This window comes from Enterobacter cloacae complex sp. 2021EL-01169 (assembly GCF_020733125.1).
Classification (GTDB): domain Bacteria; phylum Pseudomonadota; class Gammaproteobacteria; order Enterobacterales; family Enterobacteriaceae; genus Enterobacter; species Enterobacter roggenkampii.
The window spans coordinates 750,212-775,504 of record NZ_JAJFTC010000002.1; the positions used below are offsets into that span (position 1 = coordinate 750,212).

Below are 25,293 nucleotides of genomic sequence, written 5' to 3' on the forward strand. Positions count from 1 at the left end.
CCGATCACAAAAGTCTTATTTGCGGACAAGCTGCTCGGCCAGGAGAGCCAGGCTTCTGAGCTGCTGCGCCAGATCCTCGCGTTCGGCCTGCTGCGGCGCGCGGCGCGCGCTGGAATGGCGGGTAACCAGCGTCACCGGCAGCTGAACCTGCCAGCACGTCTCGCCTTCGGTGGGCGCCAGCAGCCACTCCACGCTACGCTCGCCCGCCTCGCGAAATGCCTGGCGAATGGTCGTCAGCGGCGGGGAAAACCAGGCGCTGTCAGCCGTATCGTCGAACCCGACCACCGACATCTGACCTGGAATCGCGATCCCCTTTTCCGCGCAGGCGCGCATTACCCCCAGCGCCATTTGATCGTTCGCCACCAGAATGGCATCCGGCAATGCGGTACCCGACAGCAGCACATGTCCTTTCTCATAACCGCTGGCCGCGCTCCAGTCTCCGTAGGCCACCGCAGCGGCGTCATACCCCGCGCGGGCCAGAGCCGCTTTCCACCCCGCCAGACGCGCCCGAGCAGAGACCGAGCTTTCCGGCCCGCTCAGCAGAGCAATATGCTGATGCCCCAGCGAAAGCAGATGCTCAACGCCCAGATGCGCGCCCTGCCCGGCGTTAAACACAAGACTGTTTACCTGTGCTGAAGGCGAGACATCAAGAAAAAGCACCGGAACGGGCGACGCCAGCGCCCTCAGCTGTTCGGCGTGTTCATCATCAAGCGGAACATTCACCAGCAGCGCGTCCACCCGCTGTGCCAGCAGCGCCTGTAGCGCGGCCTGACACTGCTGCGGTTGCTCCACCATGGAGATAAGGACGCTCGCCCCCTGCTCCGCCGCACGGGATTTTACCGCCGACACAATTTGCGAGGGCGCATGCAGGGCCAGATCGGTGGTGATGAGTCCCAGCGTGCGGGTGCGTTTACCCGCCAGCTGCTGTGCCCGCAGGTTAGGCACGTAGTGCAGCTCCGCCATCGCCTGCTGCACCTTTTCCCGGGTACGGGCAGACACATGCTCCGCGTCGTTAATGACGCGAGAGACGGTCTGATAAGAAACCCCCGCAAGGAGGGCGACATCATAGAGAGTGATAGCTTTCATGCATTGTGGCATCGCGTGAGTCGGGGCCCATTATTGTGGCACAGCGACGCCGTTAAAACATGTGAGCGCTTCGCAAAATTAAACAACCCGCTCCGGCTGCGCAATTTCAGCAACGCTCGGCTTCTGGCGGAACCAGGGCAGACAGAGCTGGATAAGTGGGCCAATGGTCAGGGCGTACACTACCGTTCCCACCCCAAACGTGCCGCCAAGCACGCACCCAATCAGCAGGACGGACACCTCAATGGAGGTACGCACGCTGCGAATGGACCATCCCAGCCGGGCATGAATGCCGGTCATCAGGCCGTCGCGCGGGCCAGGCCCAAAACCGGCGCCGATGTACATGCTGGTCGCAATTGCGTTCATCACGATACCCGACACCAGGAAAGCGATGCGCACAGGTAACGAGTCCAGTTCCGGGATCAGCGCCATGCTGGCATCCGCCGCCAGACCGATACAAATCACGTTGCTGATGGTGCCCAGGCCCGGCATCTGGCGCAGGGGGATCCACAGCAGCAGCACCGCAGCACCGGTTAAAATGATCACCGTCCCGATAGTCATCCCCAGCTGTATCCCCACCCCAAGGTGAAAAACATCCCAGGGATCGACACCCAAATCGGAACGAATAAACATCGCGGTGGACAGGCCATACAGCCCTAAACCGACATAGAGTTGTAGCAGACGACGTACCATTTTTATCTTCTCCAGTGAACCAGACTTTCATCCTGACCTAAAATGGCACTATGATTAATGTCCAGTTTTCAAATAGTGGACTGCACATGTCGTCACGTCGCTTCGGAAGCCAGTCTCTGGTACGCCTTTTAGGCCACTGGCAGCAAACCTCATCCCGCACGCCGCTCTGGCGACAGCTGGCCGATGCGCTGCGCCTGTTAATCCTTGACGGACGTCTGGCATTGAATACACGGCTACCGGGGGAGCGCGAGCTGGCCACGGCGCTGGACGTGAGCCGGACCACCATCAGCAGCGCCCTCGCCCATCTGCGCGAGGAAGGATATCTTGAAAGCCGCCACGGCAGCGGGTCACGCGTGATCCTCCCGGATACGCGCGCCGTTCCCACGCTTTCCGCGGCGAGTGCCGCATTGGATCTCTCCACTGCCGCCCTCAATGCCGGGCCGGAAATCCACCAGGCGTATACCCACGCGCTCACGGCCATTACGCAGCACCTCGCGCTGACGGGTTACGATCAGCTAGGGCTCCCGACGCTGCGGGAGGCCATCGCTGCGCGCTACACCGCGCGGGGTCTTCCCACCCGCGCGGACGAAGTAATGGTGGTCAATGGCGCCGTCAGCGGCTTCGCGCTGGTCCTGCGGATGATGACCGGGCCGGGAGATCGCGTCGTGGTCGATCACCCCACCTATCCGCTGGCGATTGCCGCCATTCAGGGCGCGCAGTGTCGGCCCGTGGGGGTGTCGCTGCCGGAAACGGGCTGGGATACGGACGGTTTCGCCGCCACGCTTGCCCAGACCGCGCCGCGCCTGGCGTACCTGATGCCTGATTTTCATAACCCCACCGGGCGCTGCATGGATGTCGCGACCCGTCAGGCCATTACCGATATTGCTGCGCAAACCCGTACGACGCTGGTGGTGGATGAAACGATGGTGGATCTCTGGTTTGACGCCCCTCCTCCGCCCCCGCTGGCCTCCTTTAACCCGCAGGCCAACGTCATCACCTTAGGTTCTGCCGGAAAAAGCTTCTGGGGCGGGCTGCGTCTCGGCTGGATCCGCGCGTCCTCGCGCACGATCGCCACGCTTGCCCAGACGCGCGATACGCTGGATTTAGGCTCGCCGCTGCTGGAACAGCTGGCGGCGCTGTGGCTCATCAACAACAGCGAGACGTTTCTACCCGCACGCCGCAAAATGCTGGCGGAACGACGCGATCGATGCGGTGAACTGCTGCGTGAACATTTCCCGGAGTGGACATTCCATGAAGCAGAGGGCGGGCTCTCATACTGGATTGAGCTCCCCGGCATGCTGGCGACGCAGCTTGCCGCGCGGGCTGAGATTCTGGGGATAAATCTGGGGACCGGTACGCGGTTTGGTTTATCGGGTGCGTTTGACCGCTATTTGCGGATGCCCTTCTCGCTCGAGCCGACAGAGCTTGAACAGGCGCTGCTGAGGATTAAACCGTTATGGCTCGCTCTGAATAAAAACGTGCCAGCCGTTAAACGCAGCGTGATTTAATAGCAAAAAGTTTGAAGCCGATCATAAAAAATAAAAACTGCTGACTGTCATGGATACAGTCAGCAGTTTTCACCAGTCCGGAATTAATGCTGAGCAGGAATAGGAAACCCTTTCAGTGAAATAACGAAGTTTTCACCGTCTTTCTTTATTTTTGCGCCAGTATCACACCAGTCAGACGCAATACGAAAGAACTCATCACTTCCGACATTCCAGCCAAGACGTACATGCTTCACGTAGCCTGAACGCAACAAATCGCAGGCCTCTTTGTAGTCACTGGCAGTAGACAGTTGTTGTTTCATTTTCTCTTCTTCAGAAGTTTACGTAGAGCCTTGATTTCTTTAGGAGTAAATGGAGAAACATTCTCTTCTTCCGTATGCTGATTATCAATATCCTCTTCCGATACTCCCGCCTCTTCTACTGCCTCGAACGCCAGCAGCAGCAGTTTCTCTGTCGTCACGCTTAAATTCTCGTTATTCACTTCCGCATAGTGGCGAAGCCTTTCTTTTAGCGCGTCATCAATCTTAACGTTTAATACCGCTGTAGCCATGTTTATCACTTCCCTTCGGAATAAGTACTTTATTTAATACACGAAGTTAACAATGTTATCCAGATATATATTTTTTTGAGTTATGCAAGAAAATAGACGGCCAACAATAAAATGCCCGACTATTATTACAAGTTTATGACAATAATATTTCAGCACGATGAAATATATATTACATGCTATAGGCATAATCTTATTAGGGAATAACGTCCAGGGAAGAGGCAAAAATCAGGGAAGAACGCAGAGGCTCAGAAATGGGTGGGGGCCCTGCCAGCTACATCCCGGCACACACGTCGTCTGCCCTGGCTGCTTCCTTCCGGACCTGACCTGGTGAACAGAGTAGCGTTGCGGGAGAACCAACAGAGCCCCCATTGAGAGCGTTGATAACCAACGCGCTGGCGCATTATCCCTGTGCGAAGGCCCAATTGCAAGCCGCCAGGAACCGGATGCTGGTTTCTTGCGCAAACAGGCGCAGCAATCAGGGCGATCTTCGTTTACCATGGCTCTCCAGAAACTCCCCGCAGGTGAAGGTATGGACGAGCAGGACTCTTTTCCACAGCGCGTATGGCAAATCGTGGCTTCAATCCCGGAAGGCTATGTCACCACCTATGGTGATGTTGCGCGCCTGGCCGGTTCCCCGCGCGCGGCGCGACAGGTTGGAGGCGTCCTGAAACGGCTGCCGGAAGGCAGTACGTTGCCCTGGCATCGGGTGGTGAACCGTCATGGCGCCATCTCACTCACCGGGCCGGATCTCCAGCGTCAGCGTCAGGCGTTACTTTCAGAAGGGGTGCAGGTGTCAGGGTCGGGTCAGATCGATTTACAGAAGTACCGGTGGGTGTACTGACCCCTCTCCCGAAGGAGAGGGGAATAACCACATTACATCTGCGTCGGTGGGGTTGACAGAGACGGCTGATTGGTTTGCGGTGCGACCGGCACTTCGGTCTGCTGTACTGGCACCAGGTTCAGGTCGATTTTGGTTCCACCGTTGTTAATCGCTTCCTGGACCGTATCGGTGATAAACACCAGCTTACCGTTGATGGTTACCGCTGCGCTCAGCAGAATACGGGCATTAGGCTGCACGTCCGACGGGTTATACGGCAACACGAAGCTAAACGGCGCCTGCTTGCCTTCAGTACGGACGGCACGCTGGGCCACGACTTTCGACGGCGCGTCGGCCAGGGAAGCATCAGACAGCGTCACCGTTAATACCGCATCAGGCGGCAACGCAACTTTCTGTTTAATCCAGATGGTACCGGAAACGTTAGGCTGCTGAATGGACTGCTGCGAAAGGGTATTAATCCCGTTCGGGTCAGCTGCTGGCACTGGCACCTGGGCGCTCTTACCGGCACAGGCGGACAACGCCACCGCAATCGCTACACCACTTAGCATAGGCACGAGTTTCATTGAAGTCTCCTTATCATCAATGCACCAGCGGGATCGATCCCATCCGATGTCGTTTCAATCACATAACGTTTTTAAGTGTGGCACAACTCACTGATTAATGCCTGAAATCATCCCGATATTCAGATTATTCTACCCATCGGACCACTTTCATTTCTGCGTTATACTCTGCCTATCTTTCGCTACGGCGTTTATTGAGGACAACTATGAGTCAGGCACTGAACAATCTGCTGACATTACTGAATCTGGAAAAAATTGAGGAAGGACTCTTTCGCGGACAGAGCGAAGATTTAGGCTTGCGCCAAGTCTTCGGTGGGCAAGTCGTTGGACAAGCGCTGTACGCTGCAAAGGAGACTGTCCCGGCAGACCGTCTGGTGCATTCATTCCACAGCTACTTTTTACGCCCTGGCGATAGCGCGAAACCCATCGTGTATGACGTTGAAGTTCTGCGAGACGGCAACAGCTTCAGCGCGCGCCGCGTCGCGGCCATTCAGAACGGTAAGCCGATCTTTTACATGACCGCCTCTTTCCAGGCGCCGGAGCCGGGCTACGAGCATCAGAAGGTCATGCCCCCTGCTCCCTCGCCGGACGATCTTAAATCGGAAACGGATATCGCTCGCGCATTGGCGCATCTTCTGCCGCCGCAGGTCAAAGAGAAGTTTCTCTGCGATAAGCCGCTTGAGATCCGCCCCGTCGAGTTCCACAACCCGATGAAGGGCCACACCGCCGAGCCAAAGCGCCAGGTGTGGATCCGCGCCAACGGCACCGTGCCGGAAGATTTCCGCGTCCACCAGTATCTGCTGGGCTATGCGTCTGACTTCAACTTCCTGCCGGTGGCGCTGCAGCCGCACGGCGTCGGCTTCCTCGAAAAAGGGATGCAGGTCGCGACGATCGATCACTCGATGTGGTTCCACCGTCCCTTCAACATGAATGAGTGGCTGCTCTACAGCGTGGAGAGTACGTCGGCATCCAGCGCCCGCGGGTTTGTGCGTGGGGAGTTTTATACTCAGGACGGCGTGCTGGTCGCTTCAACGGTGCAGGAAGGGGTGATGCGTAACAGAGGTTGATGTAAAAAGCCCGGTGGCGCGACGCTTACCGGGCCTACGTTTTGTGCTGTTGTAGGCCGGGTAAGGCGAAGCCGCCACCCGGCAAGACACTCAGATCATGCGTTATACGCATTCTCGCCGTGGCTGTTCACATCCAGACCTTCGCGCTCCTGCTCTTCCGGTACGCGCAGACCGACCGTCATGTCCGCCAGCTTGTAGCCGATGAATGCTACGACCGCAGACCACACCACGGTGATAGCGATGCTTTCCAGCTGCACCAGCACCTGATGAACCATAGTGACGCCTTCTGCGTAGCCCACGCCACCGAGCGATTTCGCCGCGAAGATACCGGTCATGATACAGCCGACAATCCCGCACACGCCGTGCACGCCGAACACATCGCAAGGGTCATCCACGCGCAGAACTCGTTTCAGTGCGGTGACGCCCCACAGACCCGCCAGACCCGACACCAGGCCGACCAGCAGCGCGCCGCCGACACCGACATAACCACACGCAGGGGTGATACCAACCAGACCGGCAATCGCACCTGAACAGGCACCCAGCAGGGAAGGTTTACCGCGCACCGCCCACTCGCCAAACACCCAGGAGAGGATTGCACCCGCCGTGGCCACAACGGTGTTCACGAAGGCCAGCGCGGCGATTTCGTTGGCCGCACTTGCTGAGCCGGCGTTGAAGCCAAACCAGCCAAAGTAGAGGATCGCAGTACCGGTAAAGACCATCGGCAGGTTGTGCGGTTTGAACGCCTCTTTACCGAAGCCCACGCGTTTGCCAATCAGATAAGCGCCCACCAGACCCGCGACCGCGGCGTTAATGTGGACAACGGTACCGCCCGCGAAGTCCAGCGCGCCGTGCGTGGCCAGCAGACCACCGCCCCAGACCATGTGCGCAATCGGCACATAGGAGAGCGTCAGCCAGACCACCACGAAGATCAGGACCGCAGAGAAACGAATGCGCTCGGCGAGCGCGCCCACAATCAGCCCGACGGTAATGCAGGCGAACGAGCCCTGGAACGCCACGTGAATATACTGATAGAAGCTGCCCATCAGCGCGGTCAGTTCAATGTTTTTCAGCATCACCCAGTCGAAGTTACCAAAGAACGCGTTACCCGTGCCGAACGCCAGAGAGTAACCGTAAACCACCCAAAGCACGCAGACCAGTGCAAACGTCACGGCAACCTGCGTCAGCATGGAGAGAACGTTTTTGCCACGGATCAGACCGCCGTAGAACAGCGCAATGCCCGGAATGGACATGAACAGCACCAGCGCGGTGCTGATCATCATAAAGGCGTTATCGGCTTTGTCGGCCACCGCAGGGGCAGCAGCCAGCGCCAGGCCCGGCAGCAGCGCCAGCGAACCCAGACCCGTTTTAAGTGTTGCTATCTTCATTTTCTCGATCCCTATCACTGTGTGCCAGGCGTTAATTACAGTGCCGCTTCGTCAGATTCGCCGGTACGGATGCGAATGACGCGCTGCAGTTCGGCAACGAAAATTTTGCCGTCGCCAATTTTGCCGGTGTAGGCCGCTTTGCTAATGACATCAATGACTTCATCAAGCTGATCGTCAGCAATCGCGACATCAATTTTTACTTTTGGCAGAAAGTTAACGCTGTATTCCGCCCCGCGATAAAGCTCGGCATGACCCTTCTGACGACCAAAGCCTTTCACTTCGGTGACAGTCAGTCCCTGAATACCCATTGAAGACAATGCTTCACGCACGTCTTCGAGTTTGAATGGTTTGATTACAACCGTAACCAGCTTCATAGATCCCCTCCAGTCAGAATTCGGTAATGGCCGCAGCTTACGCGGAAGGTATTGCAAGGGATGTGCCAGAAATGAAAACGTGAGAGAATCGCGGTGCGATGTGCGTTACACGGTTCTGATAAATGAACCGGTGAAAAAAAACGCACCATGCCGGTGCAGGGTGCGTTTCAGTTTTGCACCAACAGGAATGACTGTTAGCGCGGCGCCTCATTTTAGTGCATCAGGCGCTAAGGGACTCTTCATCACGCACGCTGGCGGCCAGCTCTTCGCCCGCCAGCTGCAGCTGGTACATCTGCCAGTAGCGCCCTTGTGCTTCCAGCAGCTCGCGGTGCGTACCGCGCTCCACGGCCTGTCCGCGATGCAGCACCAGAATCGTGTCCGCGTCGACGATGGTGGAGAGCCGGTGAGCAATCACCACCAGCGTCGTGTGGTCGCGTACGGCGGCCAGCGCCTGCTGAATCGCCTGCTCGGTTCCAGAATCTATGCTGGCCGTCGCTTCGTCCAGAATCAGCACCTGCGGCGTTTCAATCAGGACGCGCGCCAGCGCCAGGAGCTGTTTTTGCCCCACGGAGAGATTGTTGCCCTGCTCGCCCAGCTTCGTGTTGATCCCGTCGCTAAACCCGCGCGCCAGCTCTGCCAGCTGCACCGTTTCCAGTACCGCCCAAACCTGCGCCTCTGAATAGTCCCGTCCCAGGGTTACGTTGGCGTAGAAGGTATCGGCCAGCACGACCGGATCCTGCTGCACCATCGCAACGCCTTTGCGTAACACCGTGTGGCTGAGCGACGCGAGCGGGCGTCCGTCGAGGCGGATTTCGCCTTGCGTGACCGGATAGTAGCCCATCAGCAGGCTGGCGAGCGTGCTTTTACCGCTGCCGGTGTGGCCCACCAGCGCGACGAAACCGCGTGACGGCACATCGAGCGTAATGTCCTGCAGCACCAGACGGTCTTCGCGATAGGCAAACGAGACGTTATCAAAGGTGATAGCCCCGCTTTGCAGAGGTCGCTCGTCATTGCCGTAGGCCTGGCGCGGCCTGTCCATCAGCTCAAAGACGCGCTCACCGGCGACAACCGCCTGTTGCAGCATCGATTGCTGCGTAGTGAGTTCGATCAGCGGCTCGTTAAGGCGTCCCAGATAGCTAATGAAAGCGTACAGCACACCCACTTCAATCGTACCGTTTGCGCTCAGGCCAAAGAGCATCAGCAGCCCGCAAAGCACCAGCGCCGAGAACAGGCTCAGCAGCGGTCGCAGCAGGAAACCGTCCAGGCGCAGCGTCTGCATACGCGCCATATAGTGCGAACGGCTGGCTTCGCCCATGCGCTCGCCAAAGCGCGCCTGCTGGCGGAACTGCTGGATGACGCTCATGCCGTTGATCACTTCGTTGAAGCCATCGTTGATATCGGCCAGATAGGCGCGCACCCGGCGCACAATTGGCGTGCTGTAACGCTGGTAAATCACCATGACGATCAGCACCGCCGGGAAGATGGTGATCGCCACCAGCGCCATGCGCCAGTCGAGGCTGAACATCGCCACCAGCATCGCGCCAATCAGCGCCGCGCTGCGCAGCACGGTTGCCACCACGGTGACGTACAGATCGCGGATCACCTCGGTATCGTTGGTCACGCGCGAAATCACCTGCCCAACCGGCTGGATATCAAACTCGCTGAGCGGCTGGCGAAGCGCCGCGTCCATCACATCGGTACGCAACTGCTGAACCACGCCCACGGCTGCACGGTTAAACAGCAGCGACTGCGCATAGTGCAATCCTGCCGCCATCAGCTGTAAGCCAACGTAGGCCACGCCTAACCCCGCCACCAGCCCGAGCGGCAGGTAGCTTTTGGCGACCATATTGTCGATGAAATAGCTGATGAGCAGCGGTCCGCTCACTTCGGCAATCGCCGCAATCCAGAGTAAAAGCACGGCAACGGAGAGCGGTTTACGCCACGGCGAGCCGTAGGCCAGCAGACGTTTGAGCGTCGGCCACATCGTTCCGAGCTTACGCATTGGCGGCCTCCTCATCCTGCTCCGGCGCATCGTCCAGCGCCGCCTCAAGCTGCTGATAGCGGTACATATCGCGATACCAGCCCGGCTGCTCGGCAAGCGTTTCATGCTGCCCGCGCTGGGCAATATGGCCGTGCTGCAAAACCAGAATTTCGCTGGCTTCGGTAAGCGCTGACAAACGGTGGGCACTGATAATTATCGTGCGTCCGTCGCCCCACTGGCGCAGGTTATGCAGGATCTGATGCTCGGTACGGCCGTCAACGGCGGAGAGCGCATCGTCCAGAATCAGGATTTCCGCATTGAGCAGCAGCGCGCGGGCAATGGAGATACGCTGTTTTTGCCCGCCGGACAGCATGACGCCGCGTTCCCCGACTTCCGTTTCGTAGCCCTGCGGCAGGCGCAAAATGTCATCATGCACGCTGGCTAAACGCGCCACATGCTCGATCTCTTCCTGCGTTGCCGCAGGGCACCCAAGCGCGATGTTGTTCGCCACGGTGTCAGAAAAAAGAAACGGCGTCTGGCTGACAACCGCCAGGCGACCACGCCACTCATCCAGCAGCAGGCTGGTGAGCGGAATATCATGGAAGCGAATATCGCCCTGCGTGACGTCAAAGTGGCGCTGGAGCAGCGAGAGTACGGTACTTTTACCGGAGCCCGTCGGGCCGCAGATGCCGAGCATCTGGCCCGGCTGAAGGGTAAAACTGACGTTCTCCAGTACCGGATGTTCCGTTTGCGGATAGATAAACTTGCGGACGTCGACTTTCATGACGCCGCGTCCTTCCGGCAACGCTTCGCTGCCGTCATTGACCACCGGCGCTTCGGCCAGCATGGCGCGAATACGGCTGTAGGCGGCGCTGCCGCGCTCCACGATGTTAAACATCCAGGCCAGCGCCAGCATCGGCCAGATCATCAGCCCCAGATACATGGCAAAGCTGGTCAACTGGCCCAGGGTGAGCGTGCCCTGCACCACCATCCAGCTCCCGCCGCCAATCGCCAGCATATTTGCCATGCCAATTGCGATATAAATCGTTGGATCAAATCGCGCGTCAATACGCGCGACGCGCATGTTTTTCGCCCCCGTGTCGGCCGCATCGGCGGCAAACAGCGCGGACTGCCGGTCTTCCAGACCAAACGCTTTGATCATGCGGATGCTGGTCATGCTCTCCTGGGTGCGATCGTTCAGCGACGAAAACGCCGCCTGCGCCAGCTTGAAGCGCTCGTGCAGCTGTTCGCCGTAGCGATTGATCGCCAGCGCCATGAGCGGCATCGGCAGCAGCGCCAGCAGGGTCAGCTGCCAGCTGATCTGCGTGGACATGACGATCAGCACCGCACAGCCCATTACCAGCGAGTCCACCAGCGTCAGCACCCCTTCCCCGGCGGCAAAGACCACGCGATCGACGTCGTTAGTCGCGCGCGCGATAAGATCCCCGGTGCGATGGCGCAGATAAAATTCGGGATGCTGTCGACTCAGCTGGCGATAAAAATCCTCACGCAGCTCAACGGCCAGCTGATAGGACGCACCAAACAGCAGCACGCGCCAGACGTAGCGCAGCAGATAAACAATGACCGCCGTCAGCACCAGCGTGCCAACCCACATCAACACCCGTGCGGTGGTGTAATGCTGTTCGGTGACGCCATCCACGACGTAGCCCACCACTTTCGGCGGGATCAGCTGCAGGATAGCAATAATAATAAGCAGGGCGACTGCACCGAGGTAGCGTTGCCACTCCCGACGAAAGTACCAGCTTAATTGGGCAAATAATCGCACGCGGTTTGTTCCTGAAGGTATTTTACGAAGTTATTCAATGGGTAATGCTGTGGTGTATTTAATCTGTTCCATGGCGAAGCTTGAGGTGACGTCCGATAACCCCGGCACGCTGTTCACCAGCCGCTTGTAGAAGTCATCATAACGCTTCATGTCGGCCACCTGGACGCGCATCAGGTAATCGTACTCGCCGGCCATACGCCAGAAACCGAGCACTTCGGGCATCTCAGACACCTGGGTAACGAAGCGGCAATACCACTCGCTGCTGTGATGCTGGGTTTTTATCAGCACAAATGCCGTCAACCCAAGCCCCAGTTTTTCAGGATCTAACAGCGCGACGCGCCCCAGAAGAATACCGTCATCTTCCAGCTTCTTAAGCCGCTTCCAGCACGGGGTGGTGGTCAGATTAACGGCATCTGCCAGCGCCTGCAAAGAGAGGGTACAGTCACTTTGCAGCAATGAAAGGAGCTTGCGGTCAATTTTATCTAGCATACCCACCTCACAGAGAAAATTTTTCTCCCTTAATTCTATTTTAAAGGCCAGATAGCAACAATTTTTTCTGTGCTTTTCGCTATGCTAGGCACAAAATGACAAACGGATAACGACGATGAATAGCACCTGGGTTAAACATGCGATCAGCGAAATCAATGCCGACTATCAGCGCTCGGCGGATACGCACCTGATTCGCCTTTCCCTGCCGGGATTTGACGGCATTCAGCTCTATCTGAAAGATGAAAGCACCCATCCTACCGGCAGCCTGAAGCATCGCCTGGCGCGCTCGCTGTTTTTATACGGTTTATGTAACGGCTGGATTAAAGAAGGCACCACCATCATTGAATCCTCTTCCGGTTCAACGGCGGTGTCCGAAGCCTATTTCGCCCGCCTGCTGGGCCTGCCGTTTATTGCGGTGATGCCCTCCTGCACCGCAAAACGCAAAATCGAACAGATCGAATTTTACGGCGGTCGCTGCCACTTTGTGGAAAGCGCCTGCGAAATCTACGCCGCCTCCGAAATGCTGGCCCGTGAGCTGAACGGCCACTATATGGACCAGTTCACCTTCGCCGAGCGCGCGACGGACTGGCGCGGTAATAACAACATTGCCGACAGTATCTTCCGCCAGATGACCCACGAACCGCATCCGGTTCCGTCCTACATTGTGATGAGCGCCGGTACCGGCGGTACGTCAGCCACGATCGGACGCTATATCCGCTGTCAGGGTTACGATACCCAGCTGATGGTAGTTGACCCGCAGAACTCCGTGTTCCTCGACTACTGGCAAAACCGCGATGCCGGTCTGCGCAGCCCGGTGGGGAGTAAAATTGAAGGGATTGGCCGTCCGCGCGTCGAGCCCTCTTTCATCCCCGACGTGGTGGACGAGATGATGCGCGTGCCGGATGCCGCCAGCGTGGCAACGGCGCACTGGCTGGAAACGCAGCTGGGCCGCAAAGTGGGCGCCTCGACGGGCACCAATATGTGGGGCGCGCTGCAGCTTGCCGCACGTATGCGCGAAGCGGGACGCACCGGTTCCATCGTCACGCTGCTGTGCGACAGCGGCGAGCGTTATCTCGAGACCTACTACAATGCGGAGTGGGTGCAGGCCAACATCGGTGATATCGCCCCCTGGAAGGCGCAGATTGCTCAACTGCTGAAATAAAAAAAGCCAGACCGAAGTCTGGCTTGCTGGAAGGGTCTCACTATTCGGGGGAATAGGGGAGGTTGTTATTGTCCAGCCAATGCGTCAAAAAATGGGACACTGCTTCATTACGGCAGTGACCGATAACCGGCAGATGGGGAAGTTCTGCTTTCAGCTGCGCCATCGCATTCCCCATGATCAGACCGCGACCTACGCTACCCAGCATTTCGCGGTCGTTCATGGCGTCACCGAACGCCATACACTCCTGCAGCGTTAATCCCAGGTGGTCGCTCAGCACCGCCAGAGCGGAACCTTTGTTGCAGCCCACCGGCAGCACTTCCAGGCAATCCACCGCCGAGAAGGTCAGGTGCGCCCGGTCGCCCAGCGCCTCATTCAGTTGGATCCGTAAGCGACAGAGATCGTCGTGATCGCCGCAGAAGCAGATCTTGGTCACCGCATGGGCGGGGATCCGACGCAGATCGATAAGCTGGTATTTAAAACCGCTATACACATGCGCGTGCAATAATTCCGGGATGTCGCTTCCGGTAAACCAGCCCCGATCGTTAAAGACGTGGATGCTGGCGTGCGTGTCCCAGGTACTGTGCAGCACGATATCCGCCACTTCCGGGTTGAGATCCTGTCGGTACAGCACATCGCCTTCTACAGAGTGAATTCGCGTCCCGTTGCCGGTGATCAGAAAGGCATCGAGGGCAAACGCGCCCAGCAAATGGCGCATTTCCAGAACATGACGCCCGGTGGCAAACGTCAGGGTGACATTACGCTCGTGCAGGCGCTTCAGCGTGTTCAGGGTTTTCTCCCCTAAACGGTGATCCGGCATTAACAGCGTACCGTCCATATCAAATGCAGCGAGCCGAGCCATGATTACTCCCGAAATGTGATGCGGTTAACTTGTGCATCAGTATCGTGTGAGATATACGGAAGTAATAGTGAATAGATGAGAATTATTGTTCCGGGTTTCTTATGCGCCAGCTTAACCGTCTTAACCAGTATCAACGCCTGTGGCAACCTTCCGCTGGCGCGCCGCAGCAGGTAACCGTAAATGAACTTGCCAGCCGCTGCTTTTGTAGCGAGCGACATGTCCGTACTCTGCTGCGTCAGGCCCAGGAGGCGGGCTGGCTGACCTGGCGCGCGCAGTCCGGGCGTGGAAGGCGCGGTGCGCTGACGTTTCACGTCACTCCGGAATCACTGCGCAATACGATGATGGAAGAAGCGCTAAAAAGCGGGCAGCAGCATAACGCCCTCGAGCTGGCGCAGCTTGCTCCCGAAGATTTGCGTGCGCTGCTGCACCCGTTTTTGGGTGGGCAGTGGCAAAACGACACGCCGACGCTGCGCATCCCCTACTACCGCTCACTGGAGCCGCTTCAGCCGGGCTTTTTACCGGGTCGGGCAGAGCAGCATCTGGCAGGGCAAGTCTTCTCAGGTTTGACGCGATTTCACGGCAACAGCAGTGAGCCGACGGGCGATCTGGCGCATCACTGGGATGTGTCGGATGATGGGCTGCGCTGGCATTTCTACATTCGCTCCACGCTGCACTGGCATAACGGCGATAAAATTGAAACGGCGCATCTCCAGCGGAGCCTGACCGCGCTGTTGACGCTTCCCGCCCTGCGCACCCTGTTTCAGAGCGTCCTCTGTATCGAAACAACGCATCCGCAGTGCCTGACGTTTACGCTGCATCATCCGGACTACTGGCTGCCGCACAGGCTGGCAACCTACTGTAGCCGTCTGGCGCATCCCGACCATTCGACGATTGGCAGCGGCCCCTTTCGGCTGGTCGCCTTTGAACCCGACCTGGTTCGTCTGGAAAGCCATGAGCAGTACCACCTGAGCCATCCGCTGCTCAAAGCCATCGAATACTGGATCACACCCCAGCTTTTTGATCACAGGTTGGGTACCAGCTGCCGTCACCCGGTGCAAATCGCGATTGGTGAGGCCGACGAGCTGGAAAGTCTGCGGCTGGTAAGCAGCAGCACCAGCCTGGGGTTCTGTTACCTCACGCTAAAACAGAGCGCACGCCTGAGTGAGAACCAGGCAAAGCGGCTGATTAATATCATTCATCACTCCAGGCTTCTCCACACGCTTCCGCTAAACGAAGGGCTCATCACCCCCACCGGGGAACTGCTTCCCGGCTGGACAATCCCCGACTGGACTGATTTAACCGATGTTGCCCTGCCTGAAGCACTGACGCTGGTTTACCATCTTCCCGTTGAGCTTCACACCATGGCCAGCCAGTTGAAGACGTACCTGGCGCTACAGGGTTGTGAGCTGACCGTCATCTTTCATGACGCCAAGACGTGGGACGGATGCCAGCAGCTTGCCGAAGCAGACATCATGATGGGCGACAGGCTGATTGGCGAAGCGCCAGCGTATACGCTTGAGCAGTGGCTGCGCTGCGATACGCTTTGGCCACACGTGTTAAGCGCACCGGCGTACGCCCATTTACAAGCCACGCTGGATGCGGTACAGACTCAGGCCGAAGCTCGGGATCGGCACGCGGGCCTGAAGGCCATTTTTAGCCGATTAATGGAAAATGCGGTGCTGACGCCGCTCTTTAATTATCAGTATCAGATCAGCGCGCCGCCGGGCGTGAATGGGATTCGCCTCAACACCCGCGGCTGGTTTGATTTTACCGAAGCCTGGCTGCCCGCCCCCAAATCGTGAAGAAGCTGGTCGCCGCCACAGGCAGACGGTAACATAACGTTTTTACCGTAACAGTCGAGATGATTTATGAAACGTGCCGTCGTCGTGTTCAGCGGAGGACAAGACTCTACTACCTGCCTGGTCCAGGCTCTTCATCAGTACGATGAGGTTCACTGTGTCACTTTCGATTATGGTCAGCGCCATCGCGCTGAGATCGACGTTGCCCGTGAACTGGCCCTGAAACTGGGGGCACGCGCGCATAAGGTGCTGGACGTTACGCTGTTAAATGAACTGGCCGTGAGTAGCCTCACCCGGGACAGTATTCCCGTCCCGGACTACGAACCCGATGCCAGCGGCATTCCGAATACCTTCGTGCCGGGCCGCAATATTCTGTTCCTCACCCTGACGGCAATTTATGCCTACCAGGTAAAAGCCGAAGCGGTGATCACGGGCGTGTGTGAAACAGACTTCTCCGGCTACCCGGACTGTCGTGATGAGTTCGTGAAGGCGTTAAATCACGCCGTCAATCTGGGGATGGCGAAAGAGACGCGCTTTGAAACCCCGCTGATGTGGCTGGATAAAGCCGAAACCTGGGCGCTGGCCGACTACTGGGGCAAGCTGGACCTGGTTCGCAGCGAAACCCTCACCTGCTACAACGGCATTAAAGGCGACGGTTGCGGCCAGTGCGCCGCCTGTAATCTGCGCGCTAACGGGCTGAACCACTATCTTGCCGATAAAGCCGGCGTGATGGCCGCAATGCAGAAAAAAACCGGGCTTAAATAGGGCGACCTGACCGTGCTGTCGCATAACAGGTGTCGACAGCACGGGTAAGCCTGAACCTGTGTTACACGATCATCAGTTCCAGCTTTTCGCGCAATTCCCCTTCCAGCGGCAGCGCTTTCTGCGTTTTCAGATCGATACAGACAAAGGTGATCAACGCATCAGCCACCACCTGCCCTTCCGGATCGAGCGTAACCACCTGGCTTAACACGCCGCTTTTGCCATTGATCTGCTGCACCTGGCTGGTCACCGTGAGCACATCGCCCAACACGGCAGGGCGACGGTAGTTGATATTGATATTGACGACCACGAACGCGATGTTGTGCGCGGTCATCCACTGAAAGCTTTCGCTGTTTTCCAGCCCGTCCCAGCGCGCTTCCTCAAGAAACTCCAGGTAGCGGGCATTGTTCACATGCTGGTAAACGTCGAGGTGAAAACCGCGTACTTTTATTTTTGTCTGCATAGCGCAATAGCCTTTACTGTTATTGTAGGATAAGAGGTCATAACTGGTATGACCTCTTTATCCTGGCAAAATTTTGCCGCTGTGCAAGTAATTGTGAGATTACAACGTCAGGTGTGCGAGGTTGCGCTCAACCAGCGCGCTCCCCATGCCCGGAACCTGCTTGAGGTCGTCGACCGTTTTGAAAGGACCATACTCTTCACGATAGCTTACGATGGCCTGCGCTTTTTTCAGCCCGACGCCATTCATCACGCGGGCCAGCTCTTCCGCAGAGGCCGAATTGATGCTGACTCGCGTACCGTCATCATCCACGTTTTTACCAACGTCAGCCGCTTTGGTTTGCCCCTGCCCCGGCGCTGCGGCGTCGGTCTTACTCTGTACCGCCTGTGGTTTAGCGGCAGGTGCCGCCGCCAGTGCGCCCGCGCTCATACCGGTGGTGGCAATAACCAGCGTAATTAACAGTGCTTTGATTCCACATTTCATGCTGTTATCTCCTTGTTTGTAGACAGCCACGTCACGATAGCCGCCCGATAAAAGAGGCACAAACAGCAGAGTGCAGAAATGGAAAAGGCCGCGAAAGCGGCCTTTAGTTATTGCAGAGCGTTGCGAAAATCTGCGAGCAGATACGTAATTATTGCTGCTGAGTAATGATATCGCCCAGCTTAATTTTGGCCTCTTTACGCAAGTTGCTCATCATGGCTTCGAAGGCAATCTGGGCATTGTTCTGGGTAATCCCCTGGACCATCGCCTTCTTCTGCGCGTCTGGCAGAGTGCCGGCTTTCACTTCATCCAGCGCCAGCAGAACGACGTTACCCTGCATATCGGTAGTGGTGCCGAAGCTTGGCTTGTCTTTCGCCGGCAGAGTCAGGCCAAACGCGGCCTGGCTGATAGGGTCCTGACCAGTTCGGCTCAGCGTTTTCGCTTCACCGAAGCTCAGGCCAGCCGCTTTCAGCGCGTCCTGTTTACCCGCTTTCAGATCGGCCAGAATCTTCTCAGCATCCAGTTTCGCCTGCTGTTCCGCTTTGTTGTGCTTAACCTGAGCGACGACCTGATCCTTCACTTCCGCCAGCGGTTTGACCGCTTCTGGCTTGTGCTCGCTGACGCGCAGCACAAACGCACGATCGCCATCGACGGTGATGATGTCTGAGTTACTGCCCGGCGTGCCGTTCTCACCAACCAGACCACCGTTGAAGATGGCATCAGAAACCGGTTTGAAGTTCAGCTCTTCCGGCAGGTTGTCACGACCAAACCAGCCCGTCTCAACCGCTTTCACCCCAGCCGCCTGCTCGGCACCCGCCAGAGATTCGTTGTCGTTGCTGGCAGCATCACTCACTTTCTGCTGCAGCGCATAGTAGGCATCCAGCGCTTTTTCCTGCTTCACTTTTGCCGCGATATCGTCACGAACCTCAGCCAGCGGCTTGGTTTTCGCCGCGGTGATGTCGTCCAGACGCACGACCAGGAAACCTACGGAGGATTTAATGACGCCAGACAGTTGGCCTTTCTCTTTCAGACCGGCATTTTTCAGCTCGTCCGGCGTGGTCGCGTCTTCCAGCCAGCCCATATCGCCGCCGTTTTTCGCAGAGATAATGTCGGTGGATTTCGCTTTCGCGACGGTCGCAAAATCAGCGCCTTTGTTCAGCTCATCCAGTGCCGCTTTGGCATCCGCCTCGGTTTTGGTCTGAATCACGCTGTAGCGGTTACGCTGCGGCTGTGTGAACTGATCCTGATGCTGGTCGTAGTAAGACTGGATTTCCGCGTCAGACGCGCTTTCCTGCAGCGCAGCCGCATCCAGCTTGATGTAGCTCACGCGGAACTGTTCTGGAGAAACAAAGGTATTCTTGTTCTGCTCGTACCAGGCGTTAATGTCAGCGTCGCTCACCTGCTGTTTCGCCGCCAGGGCGTTAACATCAATGGTCGCTTCACGTACAACGCGCTGCTGCGCCACCAGCGCGGCCAGTTCATCCGTTTCGCCTTTGAGCATGAAATCGGTGCCAACAACGGCATTGATGAGCTGCTGGGTGGTCAGTTGGTTACGCAGCGCCTGCGCGTACTGATCGGCCGTCATCCCCATCTGGTTGACGATGCTGTTGTAACGCGCGTTGTCGAATTTACCGTTAGACTGGAAGGCTTGCGTGGAGAAGATGGCTTTTTTCACCTGCTCATCGCTAATGCCAAGGCCGAGTTTTTTGGCATACTGATCCAGCAGCGCTTCGTCGATAAGACGGTTCAGCGTCTGCTGACGCAGGGTCTTCATATACCCTTCGTTTGCTGCCAGTTCAGAGAATTGGTCGCCCAGCTGTTGCTGCATACGGTTACGTTCACCGGCAAAAGCATTCTCGAACTGGCCGCGGCTGATCTCCTGGCCATTCACTTTTGCGGCATAGTTCGCGCCACCGCCAATAAGGTAACTGCTCACGCCGGTCAATATGAACGACACGATAATGATACCGAAAATAATCTTGAGCACGAGACTGTTAGCAGCCGTGCGTAAGCTGTCCATCATGGTGTAACAACACTCCGCTGTAGGTGACTGGTTACCTGACGCTGACGGAAAATCCTGCCCGTCGCGCGTAAAGTCGTATTGTGACAAGAAAACGGGGCGATTGTCAGCCCACAACTCGCATAAACTCGCACAAATCAGGTCTGGACAAACAAAAAAGGCACATCAAAAGATGCGCCCTTGTACTATCCGGCTTCCCTGAAACGGGAAAGCAATCAGTTTACTGCGTCTTTCAGCGCTTTACCTGCACGGAAACCCGGCACTTTAGCGGCAGCAATGGTGATCTCTTTACCGGTCTGAGGGTTGCGGCCAGTACGGGCAGCACGCTCTTTAACAGCAAAAGTACCGAAGCCTACCAGTGCAACGTCGTCCCCAGCCTGCAGAGATTCAGTAACAGAAGCAATTAATGCATCTAACGCACGTCCAGCTGCAGCTTTAGAAATATCAGCACCAGCAGCAATTTTGTCAATCAGTTGAGATTTATTCACTGTTCTCTTCCTCTCTTTATAATTTATATCGCGCCTGAATCCTTCACAACGCGACCGCGCAGCAGTTATATCAGGCCTGCCATGACCTTACAACACCCGTTGTTGATGGCTGACCTAATCAGCAATCTAAATTAGCTATACAAAAAAAGGCTGGCAAGTGCGAAATGACTTACCAGCCTTGTTTTTATTGACGCTCTTTGCGCGAGGTCACTATTTTGCGGTTACAACCTGCATTCCGGACGGTTCATTCTGCAATGCGAGACTAAGTACTTCCTCAATTCGCTTAACAGGATGGATCTGCAGGTCGGCAATCACGTTGTCCGGAATCTCTTCCAGATCGCGTTTGTTTTCGTAAGGGATCAATACGGTTTTGATCCCACCACGATGCGCCGCCAGCAGTTTTTCTTTTAAGCCACCGATTGGCAGAACCTGACCGCGCAGGGTGATTTCACCGGTCATTGCCACATCAGCACGCACCGGGTTACCTGTCAGGCAAGAAACCAGAGCGGTACACATGGCAATACCCGCGCTTGGACCATCTTTCGGCGTCGCCCCTTCAGGTACGTGTACGTGGATGTCGCGTTTTTCGTAGAAATCCGGGTTGATACCCAGTTTCTCCGCGCGCGCGCGCACCACGGTCAGCGCCGCCTGAATGGACTCCTGCATCACTTCACCCAGCGAGCCGGTATAGGTCAGCTTGCCTTTACCCGGTACACAGGCGGTTTCGATGGTCAGCAGATCGCCGCCCACTTCCGTCCATGCCAGACCGGTGACCTGGCCAACGCGGTTTTCGTTATCCGCGCGACCATAGTCGAAGCGCTGAACGCCGAGATAGGCATGCAGGTTATCACCATTAATCGTGATGTGTTTCAGGCTCTTATCCAGCAGCAGCTGTTTCACCGCCTTACGGCACAGTTTAGAGATTTCACGCTCAAGGCTACGCACGCCCGCTTCACGGGTGTAGTAGCGGATGATGCCAATAATCGCGCTGTCCTCGACGGTCAGCTCGTTGGCTTTCAGCGCGTTACGCTCAATCTGTTTCGGCAGCAGGTGCTGTTTCGCGATGTTCAGCTTCTCGTCTTCGGTATAGCCGGAGAGACGGATCACTTCCATACGGTCCAGCAGCGGCGCCGGAATGTTCATGGAGTTCGACGTCGCAACGAACATCACGTCGCTCAGGTCGTAGTCCACTTCCAGGTAGTGATCGCTGAACGCCACGTTCTGTTCTGGATCAAGCACCTCCAGCAGCGCAGACGCAGGGTCACCACGCATGTCCGACGACATTTTGTCGATCTCATCGAGCAGGAACAGCGGGTTTTTAACGCCCACTTTCGCCATCTTCTGGATCAGTTTACCCGGCATAGAACCGATGTAGGTACGGCGGTGACCGCGGATTTCCGCTTCATCGCGTACGCCGCCCAGCGCCATACGGATATACTTACGTCCGGTCGCTTTTGCGATGGACTGGCCCAGAGAGGTTTTACCCACCCCCGGCGGTCCTACCAGGCACAGAATCGGGCCTTTAATTTTATTCACACGACTCTGTACCGCAAGGTACTCAAGAATGCGGTCTTTCACACGTTCCAGGCCGTAGTGGTCGGTATCCAGGATCTCCTGTGCCTGACGCAGGTCTTTTTTGACCTTGCTGCGGGCGTTCCAAGGAACCTGTACCATCCACTCAATGTAGCCGCGAACCACGGTCGCTTCAGCCGACATCGGAGACATCATTTTCAGCTTCTGCAGTTCTGCTTCCGCTTTCTCTTTCGCCTCTTTCGGCATCTTCGCCGCGTCGATCTTGCGCTTCAGCGCTTCGTTTTCGTCCGGCGCGTCGTCCATCTCGCCCAGCTCTTTCTGAATGGCCTTCATTTGCTCATTCAGATAGTACTCACGCTGAGATTTCTCCATCTGCTTTTTGACGCGGTTGCGAATGCGCTTCTCAACCTGCAGCAGATCGATTTCAGACTCCATCATCGCCATCAGGTATTCCAGACGTTCGTTAACGTCGGACATTTCCAGCACGGACTGTTTGTCAGCCAGCTTCAGCGGCATATGGGCAGCGATGGTGTCCGCCAGACGTGCAGGATCGTCGATGCTGTTCAGCGACGTCAGCACTTCTGGTGGGATTTTCTTGTTCAGCTTGATATAGCCTTCAAACTGGCTAATCGCGGTGCGAACCAGCACTTCCTGTTCGCGCTCATCAAGTTCAGGCGAATCAAGGTACTCTGCCTTCGCAGAGAAGTGTTCGCCGTCGTCTGACAGAGTGGTAATACGCGCACGCTGCAGGCCTTCTACCAGCACCTTTACGGTGCCGTCAGGCAGCTTCAGCATCTGCAAAATAGAGGCCACGGTCCCGACGGTGAAAAGATCGTTTACACCCGGCTCATCCGTTGATGCTTCTTTCTGCGCCACCAGCATGATTTTTTTATCATGATCCATAGCGGCTTCGAGGCAACGGATAGATTTTTCCCGCCCTACAAATAAGGGTATGACCATGTGCGGATAAACCACCACATCGCGCAACGGCAATACGGGGATTTCAATGCGTTCAGAACGCTCAGGATTCATAGAGCTCTCTCTTAGTTAGTGTCCGCCAGGTAAGCAGGTCATGTCACTGTGCTTCACATAACCATTAACATGTATCCAGTATATGGGGATGTTTCCCACACATTCAACGCTATGAATACGGAAAAAGTAAAGGGGAGATAAAATCCCCCCTTTTTGATTAACTGCTTGTATGATTTGGTGAATTATTCGCCAGATGCCTGCTGGGCTTCCGGTTTGCCGTAAATCAGCAGCGGTTTGGTTTGACCGCTGATGACCGACTCGTCAATCACCACTTTCTCAACGTCTTCCATCGACGGCAGATCGTACATGGTGTCGAGCAGTGCCGCTTCAACGATAGAACGCAGGCCACGCGCGCCGGTTTTGCGGCTCATTGCTTTTTTGGCAATCGCATCCAGCGCTTCGTCGCGGAATTCCAGATCAACCCCTTCCAGATTGAACAGCGCCTGATACTGCTTGGTCAGCGCATTTTTCGGCTCTTTCAGGATCTGGATCAGCGCCTCTTCACTCAGCTCATTCAGCGTAGCCACAACCGGCAGACGACCGATGAATTCAGGGATCAGACCGAATTTGATCAGATCTTCTGGTTCAACCTGTGCCAGGAGCTCGCCTTCGTTCGGTTTTTCGGATGTGGATTTCACCGTTGCGCCAAAACCAATGCCGGAGCCGGTTTCGACACGGTGAGAGATGACTTTATCCAGACCAGCAAAGGCACCACCACAGATGAACAGGATCTTGGAGGTATCAACCTGCAGGAACTCCTGCTGCGGATGTTTACGACCACCCTGTGGCGGAACGGCGGCAACCGTACCTTCGATCAGCTTCAGCAGTGCCTGCTGTACGCCTTCACCCGATACGTCACGAGTGATGGACGGGTTGTCGGATTTACGGGAGATCTTGTCGATCTCATCGATGTAAACAATCCCGCGCTGGGCTTTCTGTACGTCGTAATCGCACTTCTGCAGCAGTTTCTGGATGATGTTTTCGACGTCCTCACCCACGTAACCGGCTTCGGTCAGGGTGGTGGCATCCGCCATGGTGAACGGAACATCAAGCAGACGCGCCAAGGTTTCAGCCAGCAGCGTTTTACCGGAACCGGTTGGGCCGATCAGCAGAATGTTACTTTTACCCAGTTCCACGCCATTGCTGGTATCGCCGTTACGCAGGCGTTTGTAGTGGTTATAGACCGCTACCGCCAGCACTTTCTTGGCCTGCTCCTGGCCGATGACGTAGTCGTCAAGGTGATGACGAATTTCATGCGGCGTTGGCAGCGCGCTGCGCTCACGGTGCGGTGCGACTTCTTTAATCTCTTCGCGAATGATGTCGTTACATAAATCGACGCATTCGTCGCAGATATACACGGACGGCCCGGCAATCAGTTTACGCACTTCATGCTGGCTTTTGCCGCAAAAAGAGCAGTACAGCAGTTTGCCCGAACCATCTTTGCGTTTATCTGTCATGAGTCCAAACCTCTTTTTAAGTTCTTTGTGCCGCACATGACGACGCAAATGCCATTCTAAGACGCAAGCTGCATCAAGCAGCGTGCCGCCCTACCTTAGTATAGCGGCACACTCGCGTCGCGGGCATCAATTACGATGGGTCAACACGGAGTCGACTAAGCCGTACTCAACTGCCTCTGAAGCAGAGAGGAAGCGATCGCGCTCGGTATCGCGCTCGATCTGCTCGAGAGGTTGACCCGTATGCTGCGCCATAAGTTCATTCATGCGCGCTTTTACTTTCAGGATTTCGCGGGCGTGGATTTCGATATCCGTCGCCTGCCCCTGGTAACCGCCCAGCGGCTGGTGAATCATCACGCGGGAATTCGGCAAGCAGAAACGCTTACCCTTCGCCCCTGCGGTTAACAGGAACGCACCCATAGATGCGGCCTGACCCATACAGATCGTGCTGACATCCGGTTTGATGAATTGCATGGTGTCATAAATGGACATCCCTGCAGTAATCACGCCACCCGGGGAGTTAATGTAAAGGTAAATGTCTTTTTCCGGGTTTTCCGCTTCCAGAAACAGCATCTGCGCCACGATCAGGTTAGCCATGTGGTCTTCCACCTGGCCGGTCAGAAAGATAACGCGTTCCTTGAGCAGACGGGAATAGATATCAAAAGAACGCTCACCACGTGAGGTCTGTTCAATAACCATTGGCACCAGAGCCATATGGGGTGCAAAGTTATCTCGTTCGCCACTGTATGACATTTCCGTCTCCTGGATCAAAATTGAAAACACCTGCTGTACTGATTGTAACCTTACGGACGGATTATCAGCCAGTCTCATTCATCATGATTACGTACTTATGGGGTTCACAGTGCCCTATTTCAAGCATAACAACCTTTTGTTGTTACGCTAACACCGAAAGGGCGTTTTAGCACTCTTCCT

23 protein-coding genes, 1 other RNA gene and 1 pseudogene are annotated in these 25,293 nt (G+C 56.4%); 6 read left to right on the forward strand and 19 right to left on the reverse strand.

All coding sequences use genetic code 11. The features are described from left to right. Window positions 1-15: 15 nt before the first annotated feature. Both LLF79_RS09970 and LLF79_RS09975 read right to left on the reverse strand, forming a co-directional pair. The gene (locus tag LLF79_RS09970) at window positions 16-1,086 is read right to left on the reverse strand and encodes a LacI family DNA-binding transcriptional regulator (RefSeq protein WP_227879451.1); all 1,071 of its coding nucleotides are present in this window, start codon (window positions 1,084-1,086) and stop codon (window positions 16-18) included. A 78-nt stretch (window positions 1,087-1,164) separates the two neighbouring features. After that, entirely contained in the window at window positions 1,165-1,776 is a 612-nt protein-coding gene (locus LLF79_RS09975) for a YitT family protein (RefSeq protein WP_021241642.1), read from the reverse strand. An 86-nt stretch (window positions 1,777-1,862) separates the two neighbouring features. Here LLF79_RS09975 and LLF79_RS09980 point away from each other — a divergent pair, with 86 nt between their 5' ends. Further along, complete coding sequence (locus LLF79_RS09980; RefSeq protein WP_063615622.1) at window positions 1,863-3,284, forward strand: PLP-dependent aminotransferase family protein; 1,422 nt, start codon at window positions 1,863-1,865, stop codon at window positions 3,282-3,284. A gap of 83 nt (window positions 3,285-3,367) precedes the next feature. Here LLF79_RS09980 and LLF79_RS09985 read toward each other — a convergent pair whose 3' ends face one another. The 3 genes from LLF79_RS09985 to ffs form a co-directional block, all read right to left on the reverse strand. Next, on the reverse strand, window positions 3,368-3,583 hold the full coding sequence (locus LLF79_RS09985) for a hypothetical protein (RefSeq protein WP_008503298.1): 216 nt from the start codon (window positions 3,581-3,583) through the stop codon (window positions 3,368-3,370). Continuing rightward, a complete protein-coding gene (locus tag LLF79_RS09990; protein WP_021241644.1) occupies window positions 3,580-3,831 on the reverse strand; it encodes a hypothetical protein in 252 nt (83 codons plus the stop codon). The genes LLF79_RS09985 and LLF79_RS09990 overlap by 4 nt, the downstream gene beginning before the upstream one ends. A 262-nt stretch (window positions 3,832-4,093) precedes the next feature. Next, window positions 4,094-4,190, reverse strand: an RNA gene (gene ffs / locus LLF79_RS09995) — signal recognition particle sRNA small type. Window positions 4,191-4,274: 84 nt separating this feature from the next. Here ffs and LLF79_RS10000 point away from each other — a divergent pair. Further along, a pseudogene (locus LLF79_RS10000) lies at window positions 4,275-4,672 on the forward strand (MGMT family protein). Between the two features lie 32 nt (window positions 4,673-4,704). Here the strand turns inward: LLF79_RS10000 and LLF79_RS10005 are convergent. Beyond that, entirely contained in the window at window positions 4,705-5,232 is a 528-nt protein-coding gene (locus LLF79_RS10005) for a YbaY family lipoprotein (RefSeq protein WP_227879452.1), read from the reverse strand. Between the two features lie 203 nt (window positions 5,233-5,435). Here LLF79_RS10005 and tesB point away from each other — a divergent pair, with 203 nt between their 5' ends. Then, window positions 5,436-6,296: an acyl-CoA thioesterase II gene (gene tesB / locus LLF79_RS10010; protein WP_023293157.1), complete on the forward strand. Its 861-nt coding sequence runs from the start codon at window positions 5,436-5,438 to the stop codon at window positions 6,294-6,296. Between the two features lie 95 nt (window positions 6,297-6,391). Here tesB and amtB read toward each other — a convergent pair whose 3' ends face one another. The 5 genes from amtB to LLF79_RS10035 all read right to left on the reverse strand — a co-directional run bounded on the left by amtB (window position 6,392) and on the right by LLF79_RS10035 (window position 12,311). Continuing rightward, window positions 6,392-7,681, reverse strand: a complete 1,290-nt coding sequence (gene amtB, locus LLF79_RS10015; protein ID WP_008503303.1) for an ammonium transporter AmtB — start codon at window positions 7,679-7,681, stop codon at window positions 6,392-6,394. 35 nt (window positions 7,682-7,716) lie between these two features. Further along, complete coding sequence (glnK, locus tag LLF79_RS10020) at window positions 7,717-8,055, reverse strand: P-II family nitrogen regulator (RefSeq protein WP_008503304.1); 339 nt, start codon at window positions 8,053-8,055, stop codon at window positions 7,717-7,719. 220 nt (window positions 8,056-8,275) lie between these two features. Next, window positions 8,276-10,057, reverse strand: coding sequence for a SmdB family multidrug efflux ABC transporter permease/ATP-binding protein (locus tag LLF79_RS10025; protein ID WP_227879453.1), 1,782 nt, complete (start codon window positions 10,055-10,057; stop codon window positions 8,276-8,278). Continuing rightward, window positions 10,050-11,822 (reverse strand): SmdA family multidrug ABC transporter permease/ATP-binding protein, encoded by a 1,773-nt coding sequence (locus tag LLF79_RS10030; RefSeq protein WP_025912630.1) that lies wholly within the window; start codon window positions 11,820-11,822, stop codon window positions 10,050-10,052. Before LLF79_RS10030 ends, LLF79_RS10025 begins: the two co-directional genes overlap by 8 nt. A gap of 30 nt (window positions 11,823-11,852) precedes the next feature. Continuing rightward, on the reverse strand, window positions 11,853-12,311 hold the full coding sequence (locus LLF79_RS10035; protein WP_008503307.1) for an Lrp/AsnC family transcriptional regulator: 459 nt from the start codon (window positions 12,309-12,311) through the stop codon (window positions 11,853-11,855). A 115-nt stretch (window positions 12,312-12,426) separates the two neighbouring features. Between LLF79_RS10035 and LLF79_RS10040 the strand changes: the two genes are divergently transcribed. After that, on the forward strand, window positions 12,427-13,473 hold the full coding sequence (locus LLF79_RS10040; RefSeq protein WP_008503308.1) for a PLP-dependent cysteine synthase family protein: 1,047 nt from the start codon (window positions 12,427-12,429) through the stop codon (window positions 13,471-13,473). 40 nt (window positions 13,474-13,513) lie between these two features. Here the strand turns inward: LLF79_RS10040 and cof are convergent, their stop codons facing one another. Then, window positions 13,514-14,332 carry an HMP-PP phosphatase gene (gene cof / locus LLF79_RS10045; protein ID WP_025912629.1) on the reverse strand — a complete coding sequence of 273 codons (819 nt, stop codon included), beginning with the start codon at window positions 14,330-14,332 and terminating at the stop codon, window positions 13,514-13,516. A 101-nt stretch (window positions 14,333-14,433) separates the two neighbouring features. Here cof and LLF79_RS10050 point away from each other — a divergent pair, with 101 nt between their 5' ends. Next, window positions 14,434-16,134, forward strand: a complete 1,701-nt coding sequence (locus LLF79_RS10050) for an SgrR family transcriptional regulator (protein WP_023326794.1) — start codon at window positions 14,434-14,436, stop codon at window positions 16,132-16,134. 66 nt (window positions 16,135-16,200) lie between these two features. Next, entirely contained in the window at window positions 16,201-16,896 is a 696-nt protein-coding gene (queC, locus tag LLF79_RS10055) for a 7-cyano-7-deazaguanine synthase QueC (RefSeq protein ID WP_008503311.1), read from the forward strand. Window positions 16,897-16,957: 61 nt separating this feature from the next. On the opposite strand, the gene LLF79_RS10060 is transcribed toward queC, so the two are convergent. From LLF79_RS10060 to clpP, 7 genes are all read right to left on the reverse strand, one after another. Beyond that, complete coding sequence (locus tag LLF79_RS10060) at window positions 16,958-17,356, reverse strand: YbgC/FadM family acyl-CoA thioesterase (protein WP_021241651.1); 399 nt, start codon at window positions 17,354-17,356, stop codon at window positions 16,958-16,960. 99 nt (window positions 17,357-17,455) lie between these two features. Further along, a complete protein-coding gene (locus LLF79_RS10065) occupies window positions 17,456-17,836 on the reverse strand; it encodes a helix-hairpin-helix domain-containing protein (RefSeq protein ID WP_206805143.1) in 381 nt (126 codons plus the stop codon). Between the two features lie 148 nt (window positions 17,837-17,984). Continuing rightward, complete coding sequence (ppiD, locus tag LLF79_RS10070; RefSeq protein WP_032674258.1) at window positions 17,985-19,856, reverse strand: peptidylprolyl isomerase; 1,872 nt, start codon at window positions 19,854-19,856, stop codon at window positions 17,985-17,987. A 212-nt stretch (window positions 19,857-20,068) separates the two neighbouring features. Next, window positions 20,069-20,341 (reverse strand): nucleoid-associated protein HU-beta, encoded by a 273-nt coding sequence (gene hupB, locus LLF79_RS10075; protein WP_002444653.1) that lies wholly within the window; start codon window positions 20,339-20,341, stop codon window positions 20,069-20,071. A 210-nt stretch (window positions 20,342-20,551) separates the two neighbouring features. Beyond that, entirely contained in the window at window positions 20,552-22,906 is a 2,355-nt protein-coding gene (gene lon / locus LLF79_RS10080; RefSeq protein WP_008503315.1) for an endopeptidase La, read from the reverse strand. A gap of 182 nt (window positions 22,907-23,088) precedes the next feature. Then, window positions 23,089-24,363: an ATP-dependent protease ATP-binding subunit ClpX gene (gene clpX, locus LLF79_RS10085; RefSeq protein ID WP_008503316.1), complete on the reverse strand. Its 1,275-nt coding sequence runs from the start codon at window positions 24,361-24,363 to the stop codon at window positions 23,089-23,091. Between the two features lie 126 nt (window positions 24,364-24,489). Then, a complete protein-coding gene (gene clpP, locus LLF79_RS10090; protein WP_008503317.1) occupies window positions 24,490-25,113 on the reverse strand; it encodes an ATP-dependent Clp endopeptidase proteolytic subunit ClpP in 624 nt (207 codons plus the stop codon). Between the last annotated feature and the right edge of the window lie 180 nt (window positions 25,114-25,293).

Bases quoted from the DNA above. Each gene is read 5' to 3' on its own strand.
- lon (WP_008503315.1), bottom strand. From the start codon at position 22,906: ATGAATCCTGAGCGTTCTGAACGCATTGAAATCCCCGTATTGCCGTTG.
- LLF79_RS09990 (WP_021241644.1), bottom strand. From the start codon at position 3,831: ATGGCTACAGCGGTATTAAACGTTAAGATTGATGACGCGCTAAAAGAA.
- tesB (WP_023293157.1), top strand. From the start codon at position 5,436: ATGAGTCAGGCACTGAACAATCTGCTGACATTACTGAATCTGGAAAAA.
- LLF79_RS10035 (WP_008503307.1), bottom strand. From the start codon at position 12,311: ATGCTAGATAAAATTGACCGCAAGCTCCTTTCATTGCTGCAAAGTGAC.
- LLF79_RS09980 (WP_063615622.1), top strand. From the start codon at position 1,863: ATGTCGTCACGTCGCTTCGGAAGCCAGTCTCTGGTACGCCTTTTAGGC.
- LLF79_RS10005 (WP_227879452.1), bottom strand. From the start codon at position 5,232: ATGAAACTCGTGCCTATGCTAAGTGGTGTAGCGATTGCGGTGGCGTTG.
- queC (WP_008503311.1), top strand. From the start codon at position 16,201: ATGAAACGTGCCGTCGTCGTGTTCAGCGGAGGACAAGACTCTACTACC.
- LLF79_RS10025 (WP_227879453.1), bottom strand. From the start codon at position 10,057: ATGCGTAAGCTCGGAACGATGTGGCCGACGCTCAAACGTCTGCTGGCC.
- amtB (WP_008503303.1), bottom strand. From the start codon at position 7,681: ATGAAGATAGCAACACTTAAAACGGGTCTGGGTTCGCTGGCGCTGCTG.
- LLF79_RS09975 (WP_021241642.1), bottom strand. From the start codon at position 1,776: ATGGTACGTCGTCTGCTACAACTCTATGTCGGTTTAGGGCTGTATGGC.
- ppiD (WP_032674258.1), bottom strand. From the start codon at position 19,856: ATGATGGACAGCTTACGCACGGCTGCTAACAGTCTCGTGCTCAAGATT.
- cof (WP_025912629.1), bottom strand. From the start codon at position 14,332: ATGGCTCGGCTCGCTGCATTTGATATGGACGGTACGCTGTTAATGCCG.
- LLF79_RS10040 (WP_008503308.1), top strand. From the start codon at position 12,427: ATGAATAGCACCTGGGTTAAACATGCGATCAGCGAAATCAATGCCGAC.
- glnK (WP_008503304.1), bottom strand. From the start codon at position 8,055: ATGAAGCTGGTTACGGTTGTAATCAAACCATTCAAACTCGAAGACGTG.
- LLF79_RS10065 (WP_206805143.1), bottom strand. From the start codon at position 17,836: ATGAAATGTGGAATCAAAGCACTGTTAATTACGCTGGTTATTGCCACC.
- LLF79_RS09985 (WP_008503298.1), bottom strand. From the start codon at position 3,583: ATGAAACAACAACTGTCTACTGCCAGTGACTACAAAGAGGCCTGCGAT.
- LLF79_RS09970 (WP_227879451.1), bottom strand. From the start codon at position 1,086: ATGAAAGCTATCACTCTCTATGATGTCGCCCTCCTTGCGGGGGTTTCT.
- LLF79_RS10050 (WP_023326794.1), top strand. From the start codon at position 14,434: ATGCGCCAGCTTAACCGTCTTAACCAGTATCAACGCCTGTGGCAACCT.
- clpX (WP_008503316.1), bottom strand. From the start codon at position 24,363: ATGACAGATAAACGCAAAGATGGTTCGGGCAAACTGCTGTACTGCTCT.
- LLF79_RS10060 (WP_021241651.1), bottom strand. From the start codon at position 17,356: ATGCAGACAAAAATAAAAGTACGCGGTTTTCACCTCGACGTTTACCAG.
- clpP (WP_008503317.1), bottom strand. From the start codon at position 25,113: ATGTCATACAGTGGCGAACGAGATAACTTTGCACCCCATATGGCTCTG.